This window comes from Leptolyngbya sp. PL-A3 (genome assembly GCF_039962325.1).
In the GTDB taxonomy this organism is placed as follows: Bacteria; Cyanobacteriota; Cyanobacteriia; order Elainellales; family Elainellaceae; genus Vacuolonema.
The window spans coordinates 107,482-128,000 of record NZ_JAMPLB010000011.1; the positions used below are offsets into that span (position 1 = coordinate 107,482).

Genomic DNA, 20,519 nt, shown 5'->3' on the forward strand with positions numbered 1-20,519 from the left:
TAGTGAAGGTGGGGGGTGCTTCGCACCCCCCACCTTCTAGCTAAGTATATCTATGGTGGGGCGTAAAGCACTCCCATCCTCAAACATAGGTTGATTTCCGCCGCTTAGATTAAGGAGCACGATACAGAATATAGGGAAAGACTTCGTGGGCGATCGCCAAATCCAATCGATGCCAGGAGCGCGTCAGGAAATAGGGCGCGTCGTATTTCTCCATCAGGGCGATCGCCTCCTCTGTATCCAGGCTGGCAAATCTCTGCCGCAATTGTTGTCGAATCTCACGCCCGACGTTTGGGGTTCCCCGGAGCCATTCAATATTCTGGGACAACCGGGTGAAGGTGCCTGCGGTTAAATCATCTAGCCGGTGGTACCACTCCACAATTTCGTTGGGGGTCTGAGGCATGAACTTGTAGCCTGCCACAATGGGTCGCTCGGCCAGCCAGGTGAAGCTATCGCGATCCAACGGCATGATAATGAATTGTGCGTTTTGAGGCGTGTTTTGCCGCACCCAAGCGCACAGTTCAGACCAGGCCGGATTGACAACCTGGGGTTCGCTGGGAAAGTGGGCGATCGCCCCCAGTTGCGAGCTAAAGATGACTGTTTGCCCAACCGCAAAAATAACCAGTAACCCTGTGCTCACTCGTTCCCACAATCGGGGATGGTGACATAGCGCCTGCTCCAGCAAGCACGCTAACAGAAAGCAGGCACCCAACGGCAGCATCACGTCTCCCAGACGAAAAGGATAGTATTGCAACCATCGCCCCTCCGCATCGAGGAGAGCCAGCACCAGGCCCAACCCATAGGGCACCAGGCTACACAGCACCAGAGCTACCCAATCCCAACAAACCGCATACTGCTTTGCGGGAAAGAGGGAACGGTGCCGCCTCAACAGCACTACCAGAACGGCGAACACTGCCACAAATGCGGCCAACCGGGTCCAACACCAGAGCGGCCACGCGTAAGGATTTAAGTGGTGGGACAATCGCAAAAACACATAGACAAATGATGGGGAAATGTCTCCCAGGCTGGGAGAACTGAACACCTGTTTCAGAATTGCCGGAATGGCCAGGGCAGCTCCAGCAACGTACAACCCACCCCACAGCAATAGGTTGAGCCAGCGATCGCCCATCCTCTTAAAATCAGAAGCGCCGCCAATAGAACTAACCAGAGCCGGGTGCAATCGTAGCCTGGAACGCCAACCTAGACCCCATAACACGGTTGTCACCATGGCCCATCCACCCACCAGCACATGGAAGGACGTTGCCAGCCCCAGCAATAGCGCAACCTGCCAATAACAACCACTCAGAAGGGAGGCGATCGCCAACAACACGAATCCATACGCCACCGCCTTCGCCTCCAGGGACCCAACAATCCACTCTTCTGCCGCGACCCCCTGGTCAGAGGAGTTGTAAAGGAAGAGGGCGATCGCCAGTAACAAAAAGGGCAAGCTCAAATTCAACCGCCGCCCAATGCCCACCAACCCTAAAGACACCAGGGCATAGCACACCAGACGGCCGATAATAGAAGTCGCTAAAAATCCCCAGGCCGCCGCCATCCGGCCCACTACCTCTGAAAAAAGAAATCGATACCCAGCAGGCTGATTCAGATACCAGTCGCCGGGAATCCAATCAGGTTGAGCCAGTTGCCGAGCTAGCGGCAGGACATCGATCTCATTATTGAGCCCCATGTTTTCCTGTAACAACAACCCAAACGTGATGAATAGCATCACGGCCAGCCACTGCACCCAGAGGCGGTTAAGTTTTAAGTGGGAGAGTTGCTTCATAGAAAAATCTAATCGTGCCCTGTTGCATGGTGAGATTCACCCCCCCTAACAAAATACGATGGTAGGGTTCTAGAAACGTGGATGGGATGTGGTGAAAGGGTTACGAGATGCTCCTTTCACCACATCCCATCCACGTATTTGAAACATGACCAATCCGACTAACGGATATTCCACCGTCGCCGCCAACTAGACGTGGATTCCAGTGACGAGGCCGCTTGCTCTTGCTGATGGCGTTGGGCGATCGCCTCCGGACTCTCCTGCAACGTCAAATCTCGATAGGGAATCGCAGCACGAGTCTGCAAATGCTCCTGTTCCATTGGGGAAAGGGGAGGGAGGTCTACGACATCCAGGCTGGCAACAGTTCCCTGCGACCATTCATGGGGCAGTCCATCTCCCACAGGCAACGGCATGGAGCCAATGTGCAATCCAGCCAACTGCATGGCTCGCCGCACCGAAGCTGCACGAGAATAGGTGGCAAGAATGCCACCGGGGGCTAGACACTGGGCGACCTGAGCAAAAAACTCCACCGTCCACAATTGTGGACAGCGACGCGGAGAAAAGGGGTCGAAGAAAATGGCATCTGCTTGAAAGCCAGATTGGGCCAGTGGCTGGATCGTTTGCCGGGCATCCCCAATCAGCAAATGGGCCTCTAGCTCAGGGCGTTGGGATTGTTGAGCGTGGGCCAATTCCTGCAGGATGGAACGGAGGGGCGGTGTCCACACGTCAACCAGAGGTGGTTGAGTTGCTGCTTCAGGCACCGTGGGGTCGAGTTCTAGCCCATATACCGTGACACAACATTGGGGGTTTGTCGCCCAGACGGTTTCCAGAGCTGCCGCTGTGTTGTATCCCAACCCGTAGCAGACATCCAGCAATTGGAGGCGATCGCCCTTTGCTCGCTCCACCAGCTTTGTAGCCTCTGCGAACTTATCGAACGCCTCAGCTCTGGCTCCCCGAGAGCTATGGAACGCTTCGCCAAACTCTTCAGAAAAAAAAGTAAAAGAACCGTCATCGGTACGCTGAGGCGTCCAGCTTAAAGCCATAGAAATCACAAATAACAAAACAACCTGTCATTCTTTTTGTGGGAGTGCTGGCAAAACTACTACTCCCACAAAAAGAATGACAGGTTACTGGAGGCACGATCCATAGGATATTAGGGCGAGTTTTGAAACGAACGGGCAAAACTTATCCGCGCTTCGCATACAAAAAGAACTGGCAACAGAACCTAATCCACAACCATCTGAGACTCTGCCCGGCTTTCGAGGAGGGGTTCCGGCTGGCGAGCAACGATGGGAGTTGCCAGGGGAGCAGCCCCTTTCCCCAATTGTGGAGGTGGGGTGAGCAGATTCAAGTGCCGGGCCAGGGCCTGCTGAACGGTGGGGTCTGGTTCGTGGGCCAGCATAATGCGAAAGCAGTCTGCCAAGTCAGCCCGGATCTCGGCAGGCGTCTCAGAGGAACGGGCCAGGCGTGTGGTCTGACGAATGGCAAGCAACCGCTTCAGAGGGCTGGGATCTGCCAATTGCTCCAGGTAATGCTCCACGCCATCGGCCGCTACCGTTTCCGATGCCTCTGAACGCGTGTCAGGACGGCTGCTCAGCCAAAGCAAAAAGCCCAGCAGAAGAGAGCCTTCCAGCACCAACCCGATCGCCATTGCCGGATCAACAAACGGTTTGTTGAGGCTGAGGCCAGCATAGGTACTGAGAGTAGCAACAGATCCAGCCGCGATCGCCATCCCCCGGCTGCGAGTCAGCATCCCCACCATTTCTCGCCAGAAAGGCGGCAAGACCCACTGCTTCTGTGCCAGATAAAATACGGTTAAAGCGGCCCCAACTCCGGCCCCCGAGGCCAGCACAAAGCGGGTGTTGACCGATAACAGCACCAGAGCCAGCGTCGCACTCATCAACCAGGCTGGACGGGTATAGCGACGAATATAGCGCCGCCACACCTTATATTTCGGCTTCTCGGCAGCCTCTTCTAGCCAGCTCACGAGTTGCCAGAGCTGGTGCCAGAGTTGCGATGGATTGGAGTGGGGAGACATCTGGGATGACATGGTGTTCAACCTGAAATGCTTAACCTGAATGCTCAGACGGGAAATCAACCCATACTACCTGCATGGTACAGCAGGTTTTGCTGGGGAATTGAGGATTATCGTCCTTGCCAGCTGGGTAGAAAAGAGGCGTCGTTGAAGTTTAGCCATAGGATCGTGCATTTAGTGGGGGAGTGACAGGTCCGCTGCCACTCCCACAAAAAGAAGTTCCTCTTTTTCCTACAGGCCGGCGACAGTTTTCGTGAAAGCAAGCCAGTTCTGGATGTGGATGCGCTAGGCTAAAAATTGAACTCCATTTAATGGATCACCCATATTACACGGGAACTTGGCATGAGTCAGACGGTTACTCCACCCCCCGGAAACCTGGAATCGGCCCTGAAGCCTGCGGGCCGGGCAGCGGCGATCGCCCCTCAATCCCCCGGGTTAAATGAGTTTATCCAGGAAACCGCCGCCCTCACGCGACGGCTCTTTATCCAGTTGCAGCGACGCCCTTCAACGCTAATTGCTGGGTTAATCCAGCCCATCATGTGGTTAATTCTTTTTGGCGCTCTGTTTCAGAACGTCCCCCCTGGTCTGTTCGGGGATAGTGCCAATTACGGTCAGTTTTTGGGAGCCGGGGTGATGGTCTTCACCGCTTTTGGTGGAGCACTGAATGCCGGTTTACCGGTGATGTTTGACCGGGAATTCGGCTTTCTGAATCGGTTATTGGTCGCGCCGCTGGTATCGCGGTTCTCCATCGTACTGGCTTCAGCCTTGTTCATTGCTACCCTCAGCCTCTTGCAAACCATCGCCATCATCGTCATGGGTGCAGTTTTGGGGACGGGCATTCCCGATGCGGCCGGCTTGGCTTTAGTCATTGGCATCGTGATGACGCTTGTACTGGGTGTGACCGCCCTCAGCCTGGGCCTGGCCTTTGCCCTACCCGGTCATATTGAACTGATTGCCGTCATTTTCGTCACTAACCTACCTCTGCTGTTTGCGAGCACAGCTCTCGCGCCCCTCAGCTTCATGCCAAGTTGGCTACAGGTTGTTGCGAGCCTCAACCCCCTGAGCTACGCTATCGAGCCCATCCGTTATGTGTATCTGCATAGCAGCTGGTCCCTCAGCAGCGTTGTCATGCAGACTCCCTTTGGGGCTGTCACTCTGGGAGTTGCGTTGCTGGTGCTGTTAGGGTTCGATGCGATCGCCCTCTTGGGAGTGCGTGGATTGCTCCGACGCAACTTTGCTTAAGCTCATACAGGAAAATCTGGTGGGATCGCACGGCTTCCCATCAGATTTTGCGCAACATCGACCGGAGAAATTGCGTCTATGATAGGGGGATTGGTTTCGAGCCCCCTTTATTTTTTGGGAGACCCTTACCATGGTGGAAAAAATGTCGCATTCGTTTGTGCGCCTGGGTTTGATTGGTGGTGGAATGGCGATCGCCCTCTCCACGCTGGCCTGGCTGAGCCCATCGGCATCAGCCCAGGTTACTGCCAATCCCGATGATGGATTCAGCAATCCTGAAGAAGCCCGTGATGTCTTTTCTGATAACGCCGATATGGGAGACGTGATGGATATGATCCATCGCGCTAACTTCAGCAACTCTCGCACCAATGCAGAAATCCAGCTCGATCGGCGCAACAACATCCAAAATGCGGCAGAGCTTTTCCGTCAACAACAGCGCAATCGCTTGCAACAGCCACAACAGCAGCAACCCCAGCCTGAACCTCCTACAACCTCCGTACCTGATGGTCTGTGAGCGGGGTCGAGGCTGTTCTGAATTTCTGGTTTGGCACTCCAGGCTCTGAGGATACATCCTATGCTGGGCGTCGCAAGCTTTGGTTTGGCAAAAGCTCAGAAGTGGATGAATACATCCGCACCGCATTCTATACGCTGTATACCCAGGCCGCGTTAGGGGAACTGGATGGATGGCAAGCCCAGCCAGAGTCATGTTTGGCCCTGATTCTGCTGTTAGATCAGTTTCCGCGTAACCTCTTCCGTCAGAAGCCCCAAGCCTTTGCTACTGATGAGCAGGCGCTAAGAGTGGCAAAATGGGCGATCGCCCATGGTTTTGACCAACAATTAAACCCACTGCAACGGCTATTTATTTACCTGCCGCTAGAACATAGCGAAGTTCTGGAAGACCAGCACAAAGCCGTTGCGCTCATTGAGGCACTCGTGCAGGAAGACCCCGCCCTGGCAGACCCCTACGACTATGCCTTACGCCATCGTGATGTTATTGCACGGTTTAGCCGATTTCCTCATCGCAATGAGATTTTAGGCCGGATATCCACTCCCGAAGAGGAAGTGTTTCTCAAGCAACCTGGCTCACGATTTTAAGTCACAGTCACAGTTATGGAGGAACGGTGGGTGCGTTGCACCCACCGTTCCTCCATAACTGTGACTGTAAACCCTGCTCTTACAAACGAAAGAGGAGGGTGGGCACTTTGAGCCCACCCTCCTCTTCAATTTGACGGGTACTTCAGGCCATTTCTTTAGAATTACGCAGGCGAATTAGTTGACGGCGCATTTTAGGAGAGGCCAGAACCTCAGAAATTTCCTGGGCGTTCACTTCAACCTGAATGTGTTCCAGGTATTCGTCAGCGCCGCAGGCAAAGGCATCCAGGAGGGTTTCGAGGAGTTGCTCGCGATCGCCCAAAACTGCTTTTTCTTCAATTAAACGAAACTTGAGATGAATTTCGCAATCGTAAACACCGATTTCTGAGGCATCTGAGGCAGACTGTTGCTTTGCAGGTTTAGGGTTCATCGTCTGAAAAATCTGTAGCGTATGGGACCAGAAGAGGTTCAACGAAACTTCGAAAATTACCCAGCCTATTACTGAACTTGCCAGTGCCTATCGGCCCAAAATGACGCCAAGAAAAACTGTTTTCAATTTAGTTTTCCCTGAACCATGAAGGGTGATACATAGCACTCATCAAAAGTCTTTATCTTTCTTAATTGAAACGAATTTAACGTTTGGTCAAAACAATAATGATGGCAGTTGATATTCTGAACATAACATTTCCACCTTGACTCTAATAGACTGAAACAGTGAAGTATCTGTGAGGAATTTGATCCTCCTTTACGACGGCTTCAAGAAACCTTGAATAATTCTCAATTCAGTACTTACACGGAATCCTCAATCACTTCAAAAGGCAATTTTTGTTCTCATTCCGGATAGTTCTTAAGAAGCTGGAAATCCTTGCGAGGCAACCAACAGAGAAGTTTTAACCCAAAATCATTCAATCGTAATAGGGGTTATGTACTGTGTTTCGAAAGGCACATAATCAGCATTTAAACTGTCTAAGGAAATTTACTAATCCCTCTAAAATAAAATTATTTCTTGCGAGCTTTAAATAGCACATAGTTACTTCAAGGTCTTCATACACATCAGGTTAGAAAACTTGAAATTCTTGTAAAGTACTGACAGTCTTTTTATAAAGTTTGAAAAATAGCCCAGTAAAACTACTTTTAAGCCTGCGGGTAGTAATACTGGTTTTAATGCACTTCAGACTCATTCTTCAGTGTTAAATAGCTCCGTACAATTCAATAGCAAGAGTAGCTTTTATACCCTCAAGAATACTGAAGCAAGAAAACAACATACTTTAATAGAAAACCTGTAGTGCTGTTCTTGTGGGCACTACAGGCTACCAGGTTTTATTGGTATTAATTTATGCTAGTGCTCGAAGTAAGGCCTGTAATTTTAAGTTGACCTCGGCCTGTTCCCGCTGGGGGTCAGATCCTGAAACAATTCCTGCTCCCGCGAACAGGCGAGCATGGTGCCCTGTTAGCAGGGCTGAGCGAATCCCTACAATAAATTCTGCATTACCAGCCGCATCCACCCAGCCGATAGGAGCCGCATAGAGCGATCGCCCAAAGGACTCATGCTTCTGGATCAACTCCATCGCTGTCTGCGGAGGAATTCCCGCAACTGCCGGAGTTGGATGCAGGGTTGCCAGGATATCCATGGCATGTAGATCAGCAGGCATGGAGCCATAAAGGGGGGTATGTAGGTGCTGGATATTAGAGAGTTTTAGTAATTCAGGCGTAGGGCGGCCCTGAGGCGTGATAGTGAGTTGGGTCAGGCGATCGCTCAAAAAATCCACCACAATCTGATGCTCATGGCGTTCCTTCGGACTGTGCAGCAGTTGTTGCCCTAGAGCTGCATCTTCAATAAGGGTACGCCCTCGGGCAGCAGAACCAGCCAGTGCATCAGTCATCAGCCGCCCTTCACGAATGCGTACCAAGGTTTCAGGACTGGCCCCCAGAAATGTCGTACTCCCCCCGTGGTTTACGGAGAACACCCGGCAGTCGGGATGCAACTGCCGCAAATTTTGCAACGACTGCACAGCATCAAACGGGATGGGAGAAAACACATCCAAGGCATGGGCCAACACCAACTTATGTACCTGGTTCTGCTGGATTGCCTGGAGAGCTGACACGACAGCGCTGGGGAAGCTCTGCAATTCATCCGTCTGCCAGAACTGACTTAGAGGCGCAATACCAGGAGTCAGGCTGGGCCGTAACTCGGCCTGAATGATAGTTTGAAACTGATGCCAGAGCGTTTCGGTCAGCGGTTCCAGGTTGCCATAGGCCGGTTGAGGCAAGTGGGCGATCGCCTGGTACTGATTCTGCCGCCGAATAACCTGCCACTGGGGCAAGACCAGTTCCCCTGGCAGAAACCCATACTCTGGCGCGTCATTCTGATCAAAAAAAGTAAAACTGCCCAGGAAATATTGATGCTTTAAAGCCTCGGGCGATCGCACTGCTGCATTCCAGGCAGTTAACTGGCGTTGTATGGTTCGGAAACGCTGAGGACCGTCAGCCGTTATCCGGTGGGCAACCCCAAAACTGGCGATCGCCTCATGGGTAGATGGTTTTTCTAGATAGAAGTGAGCCGTACCATTTTGAATCGCAGTTTGGATCACCGCCAGGGGGTCGACCGGGTCAATGTCAAACACGACCGTTGTAATCGCTGGGGTATCAGTACTGAATCGTGATTGCTGAAACTCAGAAAGGAAACAATGGAGCGTTTTAAGGTCTTTGAAAGGATGTGTTTTATTGGGGAGAACTGGCATGAGTCCGTTGCTGGGTCAGGGATGCAGATCCCAGAATGGGGTACGACAACTGCGCTCAGCATTACCTTTTTGGAAAGGGCATGATCCAAACGTAGAAGCCACACAGCCATTCCGACGCGAATCTGTCTCTTACAGGTAACACAATTTCCCAGGTGCCCGGATCCATTCCCAATTGGAAGGGTCACAAGTCTTTACACTCCAGCCCGCAGAAAGCACCTGAGAGCGCTTCCATAAGCCTTAGAATGATGGGGTTTCAGTCTTTTATTATGGTTCTTTACTTCCACCGGGATGACCATTAAGCCGATTCGATCCCTCGCGTCTCCGGCCAAAGGGGAGGTGCGATTCTTTCAGAAAGAGGCTACGCCACCGCGCTCCAAAAAACTCTGGATGGCTGCCATTAAGCCGCCGATGTATAGCGTGGCTATCATGCCCATCGCCCTGGGCACAGCGATCGCCTTTTATCAAACCGAAGCGCTTCATCTTCCGATTTTTCTACTCTTTCTTGTCTCGGCCATTCTGATTTTGGCCTGGGAAAATATCACAAACGATGTGTTCGATTCGGACACAGGAATTGATAAAAATAAGCACCACTCCCTGGTCAACTTGACGGGTAACCGTCGCCTGGTTTTCATGATTGGCAATCTGTGCCTGACCCTGGGAGTTTTAGGGATTGGAGCGATCGCGCTGCTGCAACGGGATACGACCGTCTTGCAACTGATTCTGGCCTGTTGTGCCCTGGGCTATCTCTACCAGGGGCCACCCTTCCGCTTAGGATACCTGGGACTGGGCGAAGTTCTCTGCTTCTTTGCCTTCGGCCCCCTGGCAGTACAAGCAGCTTACTACAGCCAGGCTCAGCACTTCTCAGGCATGGCTCTGGCCGCCTCGGTGATTCTGGGCATTACCACCAGCCTGGTGCTGTTCTGTTCCCACTTTCATCAGGTGAACGACGATATTGCAGCCGGGAAGCGATCGCCCATTGTTCGTCTAGGTACTCAGCGTGGTGCAGCCCTGCTCCCCTGGATTTGCAGTAGTGTTTTCTTCCTGGCGGGCCTGTTTCTGGGATTTCAAATCTTCCCGTTGTGGACGCTGCTGATTTTGCTCAGTACGCCTCCAGCGGTGCAGTTGTGTAAGCATGTGTGGCGCTTCCACAACCATCCTGACAAAGTGAGCAACTGCAAATTTATTGCCGTAGCATTTCACTTTTGGAGTGGGGTACTGTTATGTGCGGGGTTTGCGATCGCGGCTCTCTCTACCTAACTCCCTCTGTAAAGACCTGCTGGATAAATCGTTTTTTGAGGGCGTAAATCGCTGCGAGCCAGGCAACAATTTACACAGAAGAACTAAAAGAGGCACGGTGCATTACACCGTGCCTCTTCTGTTTATCGAGTTCTCATTAACGACGAACAGGAACGGTGTTGGAAATCGCTTCTACCAGGCTCCGCACAGCGGCGATCATCGCCACTTCGCTGTTGAGTTGGTTGATAGCAGAACCAACACCGATGCCTGCGGCTCCAGCGGCGATCGCCATGGGAGCCGTGACGCTGGAGAGACCCGACGCACAAAGCACGGGAACGGAAACGGCCCGAGAAATTTCAGAAGCGGCTGCCAGAGTAGGAGCGGCTTTCTCGATCAGGCCCAGGGTGCCAGGGTGAGTGGGCTGACTGCTGGTGCCACCTTCGGTTTGAATAACATCTGCACCGGCTTCTACTAGAGCCTGGGCCAGGTCAACTTGCTGATCCAGGGTGAGGATGTGGGGCACGGTCACCGACAGGGTGATGTTGGGTAGCAGCGCGCGGGTTTCGCGGGTCAGAGCCAGTACTTCCTCGGCTTCAAAGCGACGGCCCTGAGCGTAGAACGCATCAAAGTTACCAATTTCAATCAGGTCAGCTCCAGCGTTAACGCAGATCACAAATCCCTGAGGGTCGACCGCCGAAACGCAAATGGGCAGAGTAGTCAGTTGTTTAGCCCGGTGCACCAGTTCAGGACGAGCAGCAATGTCTACAAAGGTTGCACCACCGCGATCGGCAGCCAGAACGACAGCAGCCACGCGCTCGATATCGTAATTGGTCAAACCGCTGATAACTTTGAGGGCGTTGCGCTTGTGGAAGGCACTGTGAAGCGTCGGATGCATGGTCATGAATGTCCTCGTTAATGACTCAAGTGAGGGGCGATCGCGATTGAAAGCTACCAGAACGGCACCCCAAAGACTCTAGAGCGAATCATGATTTGCCTCTAGCGCAGGGATTGTACCGTACGGGCTTTTCAAACGAACACCAGGTTGCAGAGAATAAGATTCGCAAACCGTAGGGATTATTGTGCCACACTCCATGCTTGCCCACCGTGTTTGAGCATTGATTCTAGTCTCGTTCAGTTTTGCTGCGATCGCAGCAAAACTGAACACAGCAAAAGAGAGTGGGATTGGCCCACTCTCTTTTGCAAAGATTGGCGACTAGACCGCAACTTCATCGGCAAAGCGTGTACGGGCTACAAAGTGGAACGGCCCCGCGACAGAACCCCATACCAGTTCATCGGTTTCTGGATCACGGCCCCGATCGTAGCTAATGAGGGTTTCACCATCCGCTTCAAAGGCGTTGTCCAGATAGGTGGTTTTATCCTTCCGCACGACTATACAGCCTTTACCAATCACCTGCCCCCGAAAACACTTGCCGGTCCACTCTACATTCATGTCGCAGCCGGACATTTTTTCGAGGCGATCGCCCGTCAATTTCTCCAACCGGGTGCGATCGCGGGAGGCTCCAAAGAATTCCGCTTCATCCTTAACTTTGTAGTTTTCTAAAAGGATGCGCCCGTCCTCCACCAACATTTTCAGCACCCGCACTCGATAGGGCTGATCGAGCGCCATGTCGTAAGCTTGCTCCAAAAATAATGCCGGGGTACCCAACAAATCTGTTGGTAAGGGACGCATGCACACCCGTATGTGGGCGAAGAAGGGAGGATTTTCAAAAGCCTGCTCTTGATTGCTGTAGTCCGCTGCCATCCAGCGCATCAGGGTGGCAACATCCGTCGCATGGGTCATGGGTATAAGGAGGTTTTCGTTAGAGTTTTGTGACAGTCATTATGATAAGGCAGAAGGCAGAGGGCAGGAGGCGGAAGGTGGGAGGGAAAATGGTGAAGTTGAGGGCTGTGGGAGAGGGAAGCAGAGATGGGAGTAGCCTATGAGCTGGGTCAGGAGTCATCAGGTGTTTTCTTGTTGGGTCATGCGTATGGAGTGGACATCACCCAACAAGAAAACACCTGATGCTTTTTAAGACCACGGCTTAGCGGGGAGCGGTAAATTAGAACTAGGGCAACTTGTTGAGAAAGAAGGGTTTAGCTTCTTAAGTAGAGGAATCAGAAACCTTTTGCTGGAGATTTTGCATGAATACTTTTGAGCGTTCAGCATGAGTGCCTAAGAGCTCCAACGCTAACCGCTAATAGCCCTATGTACGAGGGCAGCGTGCGGATCAACAAGCTCCTTGGAATAAGGAGCAGAAGCATTTCCCATCCAGGCCCTCTGGCGAACCTGTCTTTCCTTCGGCTCCTGCCCTTCATCCTTTGCTCTATCCCGATGTCTTTAACAACACCTCCATTCCTCAAAACCTTTTGGGATGATTTCACTAACGCAGTAGGGGCCGCACGATGACGACAACCGCGAAGGCAACACAAGAAAATATTAATCTCAGTAATCCGGCTTACTATCTCAACCGAGAGTTGAGCTGGTTGGAGTTTAACCGTCGGGTTTTGCATGAGGCGTTTGATCCTCGTACCCCATTGCTAGAGCGGTTGAAGTTTACAGCTATCTTTAGCTCCAATCTGGATGAGTTTTTTATGGTGCGGGTCGCCATCCTGAAAGAGCAGGTCGAGGCGCAGGTGAGTCGCTTAACACCGGATGGGCGATCGCCCAAACAGCAACTCATTGAAATCTGTCAACAACTGCGACCCATGGTGGTTGAACAGCATCGATTTTTTGAGCAAACCTTGCGGCCTCAGCTTGAAACCCATGGCATTTATTTACTGAATTACATCGACCTCAACCAGGAACAGCGGCTTTATCTGCAACAGTACTTTGAGAAGCGCATTTTCCCGGTTCTCACTCCTCTGGCAATCGACCCAGCCCACCCATTCCCCCACATTTCCAACCTGAGTCTGAACCTCGCCGTACTCGTCAAAGATCCACAAACCGATAATGAGCGGTTCGCTCGGGTGAAAGTCCCCAACAGCTTGCCCCGGTTCATTACCCTACCCGAGAACTTACAAGTATTTGACAAGGATGGTCACGCTATGGTGTGGGCAGGGATACCGCTGGAACAGGTGGTTGCGCACAATCTAGACGTGTTGTTCCCAGGTATGGCGATTCAGGAGTATTATCCTTTTCGCATTACGCGTGATGCAGACTTTGAGGTGAGTGAAGATGAAGCGGACGACCTGCTGCTGGCGATCGAGCAAGAATTGCGGCGGCGGCGGTTTGGCGGCTCGGTCGTCAGGATGGAGGTCTACCCCTCTATGCCGGAGAACATACGGCAGACCCTGATGGAGGAAATGGAGCTGGTTGAAGGCGACATTTACGAAGTGGAAGGGTTACTGAATCTCAAAGACTTATTTGCATTAGCTGGATTGCCACTGCCAGAACTGAAGGATGAACCCTGGCCTCCGGTGCTTCCCGCACGGTTGCGATCGCCCAACGACGAGCAAGAAGCACCGGATATGTTTACAGTGATTCGCAATGGCGACTTGCTCGTGCATCATCCTTATGAATCGTTCAGCGCTACGGTAGAACAATTCATCTACCAGGCAGCTCACGACTCCCATGTGCTGGCCATTAAGATGACCCTGTACCGCACATCGGGAGACTCGCCCATCGTTAACGCTCTGATTGCCGCTGCTCAGAACGGTAAACAGGTCGCGGCTCTGGTAGAACTGAAAGCCCGTTTTGATGAGGAAAACAACATCACCTGGGCACGCAAGCTAGAAGATGCGGGGGTGCATGTCGTGTATGGCGTTGTGGGTCTGAAAACCCACACCAAAGTAGTTCTGGTGGTACGCCAGGAAAATGAGGAAATTCGCCGTTATGTGCACATTGGCACGGGCAACTATAATTCCAAAACAGCACGGCTATACACGGATTTGGGATTGCTCAGCTGCCGGGATGAGTTGGGAGCTGACCTGACGGATTTGTTCAATTACCTGACGGGGTATTCGCGTCAGCATGCCTATCGGAAGCTGCTCGTCGCTCCGGTCAATTTGCGCGATCGCATGTCTGCCCTGATCCGTCGCGAAATCGACCATGCCCGTGATGGCCGCGATGGTCGTATCATTGCCAAGATGAATTCGCTGGTAGACGCCAAAATTATTGTTCTACTCTACGAAGCTTCCCAGGCTGGGGTAAAAATTGACCTGATTATTCGAGGTATCTGCTGCCTCCGCCCTGGCATTGAGGGGGTTAGCGAGAATATCCGCGTCATCAGCATTATTGGGCGGCTCCTGGAGCATTCCCGTATCTTTTACTTCGGCAATGGTGGGGAGGAGGAAGTCTATATCGGCAGTGCCGATTGGATGCCCCGCAACCTGGATCGACGGGTAGAAGCCATTACCCCCGTAGAAGACCCCGCTCTGATGGCGGATTTGAAGGAACAGCTTGATATTTTTATGGACGACAATCGCCAGTGCTGGGATTTACATGCCGATGGCACCTACACCCAGCGCCGTCCTGATAACGGCACTGTTTTAAACGCTCAGGAGTTTTTAATGCAGCGCGCGGTAGAAGCCAGCCAGATTCGATAAATTTAGGTTGATGGGGGTCTGTAGACACTCCAATCAACCCAAAAGCAAGAATCGTGAACGAGGCATGGTGGTGTACAACGCACACAACCATGCCTCAGTTCTGGTTAAAACAAAGAGCGGCCCTCCTGAAGCAACTCATAGGCTTTACCGGCGGGAAGCCCTCGGGAAAACAGGTAGCCCTGCCCCATTTCACAACCCATAGCCTGAATTTGGGCCAGTTGTTGGAGGGTCTCAATCCCTTCGGCGATCGCCTCCAATCCCAACTGATGGCTGAGGGCAATGATGGTGGCAGCAATCTGACAGTTTTTGCTGTCTTCTTGCATCTGCAATACAAAAGAACGGTCAATTTTGAGAGCATCAACGGGCAGCCGATGCAGATAGTTGAGCGAAGAATACCCTGTTCCAAAATCATCAATGCTGATATGTACACCTCGGACCTGAATTTGTGTCAGCACTTCAATCGTGGTTGTAATGTCTGCAATCAGCATGCTTTCGGTAATTTCCAGCGTCAGACAGCGGCTGGGAATTTGCGTCTCTGCCAGAATTGCATCGATATGATCGAGCAACAGAGGATTGTAGAGATCCTGAGCGGAAAGGTTTACGCTCATACGGAGGGCTGACCACTGGGGAAATTTCTGTTGCCAGACGGCGAGTTGCCGACAGGCTTCGCCCATCACCCAAATGTCGAGGGGCACAATCAAGCCGGTTTCTTCTAGCAATGGAATAAATGCGGCTGGCCCGGTAAATCCTTGAACGGGATGATTCCAATGCACGAGGGCTTCAAAGCCTACAAGATGGCCGGTGGCGACTTTGACAATGGGTTGATAGTGCAATACAAATTCTTGCCGCTCTAGAGCTTTACGCAAGTCATTTTCCAGTTGCATTTGTTTTAGCATCTGGGCATGCATAGCCGCATCAAATATGACATAGCGGGACTTGCCCTGAGCTTTTGCGCGATACATTGCAATATCTGCATCACGCAATAAATCAGATGCCTCAATGTATTGCGACGAGCCAATCACAATGCCAATGCTGGCACTCAACACCACCTCTCGACTTTCCATCGCCAGGGGCGATCGCAATGCGGCCAAAATCCGCTCTGCTACATCCACAATCGTCGAGTTCTGAGCCACATCATCCAGCAAAATTACGAACTCATCCCCGCCTAAGCGGGCTGCCAGATCCACCGGGCGCAGAATTTGCTGCAAGGTCTGAGCAACCGAAATCAGCAGTTCATCCCCGACCAGATGTCCCAGACTGTCGTTGATAACTTTGAAGCGATCGAGATCCAAAAACAGCACGGCAAAGCAATAGTCTGCGTTCATCCGTTGGCGCTGAATAGCTAGCTCTAACCGTTGCATTAGCAGAGCCCGATTGGGCAAATCGGTCAGGGCATCGTGCAGGGCGTTGTAGATGAGTTGGTGCTCGGCTTGTTTGCGATCGCTAATATCCTGAAAAGCAGCGATCGCATACTGCACTGCTCCTTTGTCATCAAGAATCGGAGTTGCCCATAGTGCTAAAGGGATAACGCTGCGATCTGGACGGTGAATTTCTAGATCTTCAGCCCAGGCAAATTCTCCGGCGATCGCCCGCACATTAGGCAGCTCATCATTTGGGTAAAGCTCCTGGGTGTTCTCTCGAAACACGCGCATGCGGTAGTTCAACCCCTCCATCCCCGTCGCCGCTGTATCCTGGAGTCCCAACAAATCTTTGCCAATCTGGTTAAGGTAAGCCAGCTTACCCGTTGGGTCATGTACAGCGACACCAACGGGCAACGCTTCCAGAAATTGCGTCAGGCGGTTTTCGCTATCCGTGAGAGCCTGGTTCAAAGACCGGAGCTGTTTGAACGATGACTGAAGCTGAAAAGCCATCTGGTTAAAAGACGCTGCCAGTTCATCCACCTCGCGGATGGGGCCTGCCGGCACTGTCGCTTGCAAGTCTCCCTGGGCAATGGCATGGGCTGCCTGATTGAGTTGTAGCAGCGGGCGAGTCAACCGTTGTGTTGTCATCACTCCCGAATAGGTTGCTAACCCCAGAGCTGCCAAACATAGCAAAATCGTGTTGCGGTTATTGGCCTGAATCTGCGACATAAAGTCAGACTCTGGCACGACCACGACCACCAACCAATCCAACCCCCATTTGTCCTGGTAGGGCAGCACATCCACCATGTGGGGCTTGCCATGGATGGACAGTCTCAGGTTTTGGGTCGTTTGAACGGCATCAAAAGATTGAAATTGTTGCAGCAGGGCCAGGGATGTGTCCCGTAACAGCTCATTGTCGCTTTTTATGGCCTGGATGCGTTCTGTCTTACCATCGGGTGCGACCACAAAGGGCTGAGGTAACGCAGAACTAGCTACCAAGTTGCCATTCCGCTCCAGGATAAAAATTTGTCCCGTATGCCCAATTTCAATTTGTTGCAGAAACTTACTGATCGCCCCCAGCCCCAAATTATTCCCGACCACCCCTTGCACTTCCCCCGTGTGATCAATGATCGGAACACTGGCAGGCAGATCGATGCGGGGGGTTATTTGCAGGGGAAAGATATCGCCCCAGGTAAATGTACGCTGCCGTAATGCCTCGGTGTACCAGGGCCGCTGTCGAATATCAATGAAATTGGGAAGAATCCGTTGAAACGCGCCCCATTCTCCATCGGGCCCCGACTCAAAAATGCGATTGGGGCCCGGAACTTTCTCCCGTATAGCCAGCACGATTGTATCGGGCTCAAGCCGCTGAGCGGCGACAAACTGTCCGGCTGGATTGCCATAGTAAATGACCCCAATCGAGGGGTAGCTCTTGAGCTGATGCCAGAAGTACGTACCTAAAAACTTCAGATCCTGATTAGACCAGTGATTGGCAATGAGCTCTAAATTGCTCTGATTGATGAGTTGGGCCGTTTCTAGCTGGTAATCTAAATACTCTTGAACTCGAGCCAGGCTCTCGGAGCGCACATGAGAGGAAAGCTCCTGCACAGTTTTTGCACTGTTTTGGAAGGAGAGCCAGCCTGTAATGCCGACAGCGATCGCCATTTGCGTCACGAACGGCACAATCAGCACCCATCGCAGGGGAGCTTTTTGCCGAGAAGATTTCAGGCTTGCATCAGCACTGTTAGACTGCATACTGCGTCGAGGAAGATCCGAAAAGGCAACAGCTCCAAAGACAGGAGGGTAGAACACAAGGTGAAGTTCTGGACAAGGCGAAACAATGGAATGTGGCGGGAAAGTCAGAAGAGCCTGGAGTCAGAAGTATTCCTGCTATCACACCATTGTGCCCGCATCATCGCAGGATCTTGCCCTGCTACCCCTTAAAGGCTGAACCCGATTAAGCCTGCTTCATTAACTAACTATAAGCAGAGGGGGATGCCGGGTTTCTCTTTTTGTATCCTTAAATAACGGCAGGGCAAGCAATCTTGCCTTTTGCCTATTGAAAAAATTTTATTAGGAAGACGACCAACTTACTTCGTCTGAATGCATGAGGGTAGAACCTCTAACCGGGCGAGAGGGCTATCCCCTAGAACGGATCGTCATCCTTTCAACCTTTTTCAACTCACAATCAATACTCAGGAGTAACAGGTCTGAAGGTTATGGCACAGGGCGAAAGTCAAACAGATGGTACCTTGACAGTGGAGCGGGCGATCGCCAACCTGCGCGGAGACGACTTGGGGCTTCGGGTCTATGCCGCCTGGTGGTTGGGTCGTTTTCGAGTGAATGAACCCGAAGCGGTAACGGTACTCATTGAGGCGTTATCGGATGAAGCTGATCGAACGGAAGCAGGTGGCTATCCACTGCGCCGGAATGCAGCCCGAGCGTTAGGGAAACTGGGCGATCGCCGCGCTGTCTCCCCCCTTACCGAGTCTTTAAAGTGCACCGACTTCTATGTACGCGAAGCCGCGGCCCAATCCCTGGAAATGTTAGGCGACCCGGTCTGTGTACCCGCCCTGGTAGCGCTGCTACAGGACGAAGTACCCGGAACCCTACCGTCTCCAGAACAGCCAGACTTCATCCAACCCTACGACTCCCTTCTGGAAGCACTGGGTACTCTACAGGCGGCTGATGCAATCCCCCTGATCAAGTCATTTTTAGAGCACCCCATTGAGCGGGTACGCTATGCAGCAGCCCGCGCGCTGTACCAGCTCACCCCTGATCCGAATGAGGCGAGCCAATATGGCGATGTGCTGGTGCAGGCCCTGTCAGGACGCGACTTGCAACTGCGACGGGCGGCCCTGGCAGATTTGGGGGCTATCGGTTACTTAGGAGCAGCGGATGCGATCGCTGAAACCTTGGCCGAAAATAGCCTCAAGCTGATTGCCCTGAAAGGTTTACTGGAACACGCCATGCAGCAAAGTGAGGGCGATACACTTCCGCCAGAAGCCGTACGCGTGATGCAATTGATGGATGCTTTGCTGTAGTCACCTCTACAGCATCTTCCAAGCCGGTTATAGGAGAAGGATATGAGGCAAAGTTTATATCCTTCTCTCACAACAGAGCGGAAAGGGATACAAAAAACTTTAGTCCGAGTTAAGGGACGTTTCGCACTCACCAACCGGAGAGCCCGGAAAAATCAGGCATCGTTTTTCGCGGACTCAAGAAGAAACGTTCCAGGGGTTTTGTAACGAAATCATTGAGATAGCGATCGCATCGAAAAGCGTCTAATCGTTGCATTTTGTCACATATTTGAAATTGATCCCTATCCGCCCCACAATCAAATATAGAGATTCTATAAACACCCCGTTCGATTCAATTTAAAGGCGACGCAGTTTCAAGTTCGAGTGCTTTTCCATCTCGGTGGATCTCAGTGCTCCTCTGGCTCGATGACCCTGTTTTTATTCCATTAACAAATTAAATTACGCATCATGACGAATACCCAACCTCAGGTTTTAATTCGTGCGGTTCAAGATGCTGACTCTCCTCTTAAGCTGATCAAGGCGGTTAATGCTCTCGCTGAGGCCCATCACCCCGAAGCCATTCCAACCTTATTGGAAGTGCTGGGCTACAACAACCCGGGTGCCGCTGTAGCCGCTGTAGACGGGCTTGTGCAATTAGGAGATATGGCGGTAGAGCCCCTCCTGAAGCACCTGGATGGGCACAACTACACGGCTCGGGCCTGGGGCGTTCGTGCTCTGGCTGGGATCGGCCATCCCAGCGGTCTAGAAACCTTACTGACAACCCTCAAAACCGACTTTGCCATGAGCGTGCGTCGGGCCGCTGCCCGAGGTTTGGGCAACATTCGCTGGCAAGAAATGCCTGAAAGCGATCGCCCCGCTGCGCAAGCTGCCGCCATGGAGACCCTTCTGGTTGCCAGCCAGGATGGAGAGTGGATTGTGCGGTATGCGGCGATCGCGGCATTACATGCCCTGGCAACCGCCCTCTCTGACCCTAAAGCGATCGCACACATTCAAGCCGGTTGGCAGCAGCAGCTTCAGGTAGAAGAGACGCTGGCCGTGCAGGCGCGCATCCGTTTGGCTCAGCAGAGCCTTCACAGCCACACTCCCAGCGATGGCACTCCCGAAGGCGACTGGTACGCGACCCTGGAGCGGCTCTACCACCGCAAATCAGAAGAGCGTCCTATGGCCGAAGGCGACCCACGCAAATTCCGGGAAGTGGCTGCCTCCCTGAGCGCTCGCTACAACGCTGAATAAACTCTTCTCTGGTATCCCGCCATGTAGCCGAAACGTTGATTTTTCGTGGGTAAATCCACGAAAAATCAACCTCAGCTAGCATAAACATTCTTGAGGAGCCGAAGAGCTCCGCAAAAATTCTTGACAGACAGTGAGTTGGCGAAGATTCCAGGAAATATTACGGTAGACTGTTGAAATTTCAAGCCTTTCTGACATTTGCAGTTTGACATATCACCGTTC

15 protein-coding genes are annotated in these 20,519 nt (G+C 52.2%); 7 read left to right on the top strand and 8 right to left on the bottom strand.

All coding sequences use genetic code 11. From position 1 onward, the window contains the following. Window positions 1-109 precede the first annotated feature (109 nt). The 3 genes from NDI52_RS11185 to NDI52_RS11195 all read right to left on the bottom strand — a co-directional run bounded on the left by NDI52_RS11185 (window position 110) and on the right by NDI52_RS11195 (window position 3,827). Entirely contained in the window at window positions 110-1,780 is a 1,671-nt protein-coding gene (locus NDI52_RS11185) for a DUF6798 domain-containing protein (protein WP_190775878.1), read from the bottom strand. A gap of 158 nt (window positions 1,781-1,938) precedes the next feature. Beyond that, complete coding sequence (locus NDI52_RS11190) at window positions 1,939-2,820, bottom strand: MnmC family methyltransferase (RefSeq protein WP_190775879.1); 882 nt, start codon at window positions 2,818-2,820, stop codon at window positions 1,939-1,941. 182 nt (window positions 2,821-3,002) lie between these two features. Next, window positions 3,003-3,827, bottom strand: coding sequence for a hypothetical protein (locus NDI52_RS11195; RefSeq protein WP_190775880.1), 825 nt, complete (start codon window positions 3,825-3,827; stop codon window positions 3,003-3,005). Window positions 3,828-4,154: 327 nt separating this feature from the next. Between NDI52_RS11195 and NDI52_RS11200 the strand changes: the two genes are divergently transcribed. The 3 genes from NDI52_RS11200 to NDI52_RS11210 all read left to right on the top strand — a co-directional run bounded on the left by NDI52_RS11200 (window position 4,155) and on the right by NDI52_RS11210 (window position 6,146). Further along, entirely contained in the window at window positions 4,155-5,054 is a 900-nt protein-coding gene (locus NDI52_RS11200; protein ID WP_190775881.1) for an ABC transporter permease, read from the top strand. Between the two features lie 142 nt (window positions 5,055-5,196). Beyond that, window positions 5,197-5,565, top strand: a complete 369-nt coding sequence (locus NDI52_RS11205) for a hypothetical protein (RefSeq protein ID WP_190775882.1) — start codon at window positions 5,197-5,199, stop codon at window positions 5,563-5,565. Continuing rightward, window positions 5,562-6,146: a DUF924 family protein gene (locus NDI52_RS11210; RefSeq protein WP_190775883.1), complete on the top strand. Its 585-nt coding sequence runs from the start codon at window positions 5,562-5,564 to the stop codon at window positions 6,144-6,146. The genes NDI52_RS11205 and NDI52_RS11210 overlap by 4 nt, the downstream gene beginning before the upstream one ends. A 142-nt stretch (window positions 6,147-6,288) precedes the next feature. Here NDI52_RS11210 and NDI52_RS11215 read toward each other — a convergent pair whose 3' ends face one another. Next, the gene (locus NDI52_RS11215) at window positions 6,289-6,573 is read right to left on the bottom strand and encodes an Npun_R1517 family heterocyst differentiation transcriptional regulator (protein ID WP_190775884.1); all 285 of its coding nucleotides are present in this window, start codon (window positions 6,571-6,573) and stop codon (window positions 6,289-6,291) included. 904 nt (window positions 6,574-7,477) lie between these two features. Beyond that, window positions 7,478-8,884, bottom strand: a complete 1,407-nt coding sequence (locus NDI52_RS11220) for an isochorismate synthase (protein ID WP_190775885.1) — start codon at window positions 8,882-8,884, stop codon at window positions 7,478-7,480. A gap of 387 nt (window positions 8,885-9,271) precedes the next feature. Here NDI52_RS11220 and menA point away from each other — a divergent pair, with 387 nt between their 5' ends. Next, entirely contained in the window at window positions 9,272-10,141 is an 870-nt protein-coding gene (gene menA / locus NDI52_RS11225) for a 2-carboxy-1,4-naphthoquinone phytyltransferase (protein ID WP_277874386.1), read from the top strand. A gap of 136 nt (window positions 10,142-10,277) precedes the next feature. Here menA and NDI52_RS11230 read toward each other — a convergent pair whose 3' ends face one another. Together NDI52_RS11230 and NDI52_RS11235 are read right to left on the bottom strand one after the other, a co-directional pair. Continuing rightward, window positions 10,278-11,021 carry a DUF561 domain-containing protein gene (locus NDI52_RS11230; protein WP_190775887.1) on the bottom strand — a complete coding sequence of 248 codons (744 nt, stop codon included), beginning with the start codon at window positions 11,019-11,021 and terminating at the stop codon, window positions 10,278-10,280. Between the two features lie 312 nt (window positions 11,022-11,333). Continuing rightward, window positions 11,334-11,921 carry a chromophore lyase CpcT/CpeT gene (locus tag NDI52_RS11235; RefSeq protein ID WP_190775888.1) on the bottom strand — a complete coding sequence of 196 codons (588 nt, stop codon included), beginning with the start codon at window positions 11,919-11,921 and terminating at the stop codon, window positions 11,334-11,336. A 602-nt stretch (window positions 11,922-12,523) separates the two neighbouring features. Here NDI52_RS11235 and ppk1 point away from each other — a divergent pair. Continuing rightward, complete coding sequence (gene ppk1, locus NDI52_RS11240) at window positions 12,524-14,665, top strand: polyphosphate kinase 1 (protein ID WP_190775889.1); 2,142 nt, start codon at window positions 12,524-12,526, stop codon at window positions 14,663-14,665. A gap of 104 nt (window positions 14,666-14,769) precedes the next feature. Here ppk1 and NDI52_RS11245 read toward each other — a convergent pair whose 3' ends face one another. After that, a complete protein-coding gene (locus NDI52_RS11245; protein ID WP_190775890.1) occupies window positions 14,770-17,781 on the bottom strand; it encodes an EAL domain-containing protein in 3,012 nt (1,003 codons plus the stop codon). Window positions 17,782-18,245: 464 nt separating this feature from the next. Here NDI52_RS11245 and NDI52_RS11250 point away from each other — a divergent pair, with 464 nt between their 5' ends. Further along, complete coding sequence (locus tag NDI52_RS11250) at window positions 18,246-19,070, top strand: HEAT repeat domain-containing protein (RefSeq protein WP_190775891.1); 825 nt, start codon at window positions 18,246-18,248, stop codon at window positions 19,068-19,070. Window positions 19,071-19,514: 444 nt separating this feature from the next. Next, window positions 19,515-20,300 carry a HEAT repeat domain-containing protein gene (locus NDI52_RS11255; RefSeq protein WP_190775892.1) on the top strand — a complete coding sequence of 262 codons (786 nt, stop codon included), beginning with the start codon at window positions 19,515-19,517 and terminating at the stop codon, window positions 20,298-20,300. The last annotated feature ends 219 nt before the right edge of the window (window positions 20,301-20,519 follow it).

Excerpts from the sequence above, each read along its gene's own strand:
- NDI52_RS11185 (WP_190775878.1), bottom strand. The coding sequence starts at position 1,780 with ATGAAGCAACTCTCCCACTTAAAACTTAACCGCCTCTGGGTGCAGTGG.
- NDI52_RS11190 (WP_190775879.1), bottom strand. The coding sequence starts at position 2,820 with ATGGCTTTAAGCTGGACGCCTCAGCGTACCGATGACGGTTCTTTTACT.
- NDI52_RS11195 (WP_190775880.1), bottom strand. The coding sequence starts at position 3,827 with ATGTCATCCCAGATGTCTCCCCACTCCAATCCATCGCAACTCTGGCAC.
- NDI52_RS11200 (WP_190775881.1), top strand. The coding sequence starts at position 4,155 with ATGAGTCAGACGGTTACTCCACCCCCCGGAAACCTGGAATCGGCCCTG.
- NDI52_RS11205 (WP_190775882.1), top strand. The coding sequence starts at position 5,197 with ATGTCGCATTCGTTTGTGCGCCTGGGTTTGATTGGTGGTGGAATGGCG.
- NDI52_RS11215 (WP_190775884.1), bottom strand. The coding sequence starts at position 6,573 with ATGAACCCTAAACCTGCAAAGCAACAGTCTGCCTCAGATGCCTCAGAA.
- NDI52_RS11220 (WP_190775885.1), bottom strand. The coding sequence starts at position 8,884 with ATGCCAGTTCTCCCCAATAAAACACATCCTTTCAAAGACCTTAAAACG.
- menA (WP_277874386.1), top strand. The coding sequence starts at position 9,272 with ATGGCTGCCATTAAGCCGCCGATGTATAGCGTGGCTATCATGCCCATC.
- NDI52_RS11230 (WP_190775887.1), bottom strand. The coding sequence starts at position 11,021 with ATGACCATGCATCCGACGCTTCACAGTGCCTTCCACAAGCGCAACGCC.
- NDI52_RS11235 (WP_190775888.1), bottom strand. The coding sequence starts at position 11,921 with ATGACCCATGCGACGGATGTTGCCACCCTGATGCGCTGGATGGCAGCG.
- ppk1 (WP_190775889.1), top strand. The coding sequence starts at position 12,524 with ATGACGACAACCGCGAAGGCAACACAAGAAAATATTAATCTCAGTAAT.
- NDI52_RS11245 (WP_190775890.1), bottom strand. The coding sequence starts at position 17,781 with ATGCAGTCTAACAGTGCTGATGCAAGCCTGAAATCTTCTCGGCAAAAA.
- NDI52_RS11250 (WP_190775891.1), top strand. The coding sequence starts at position 18,246 with ATGGCACAGGGCGAAAGTCAAACAGATGGTACCTTGACAGTGGAGCGG.
- NDI52_RS11255 (WP_190775892.1), top strand. The coding sequence starts at position 19,515 with ATGACGAATACCCAACCTCAGGTTTTAATTCGTGCGGTTCAAGATGCT.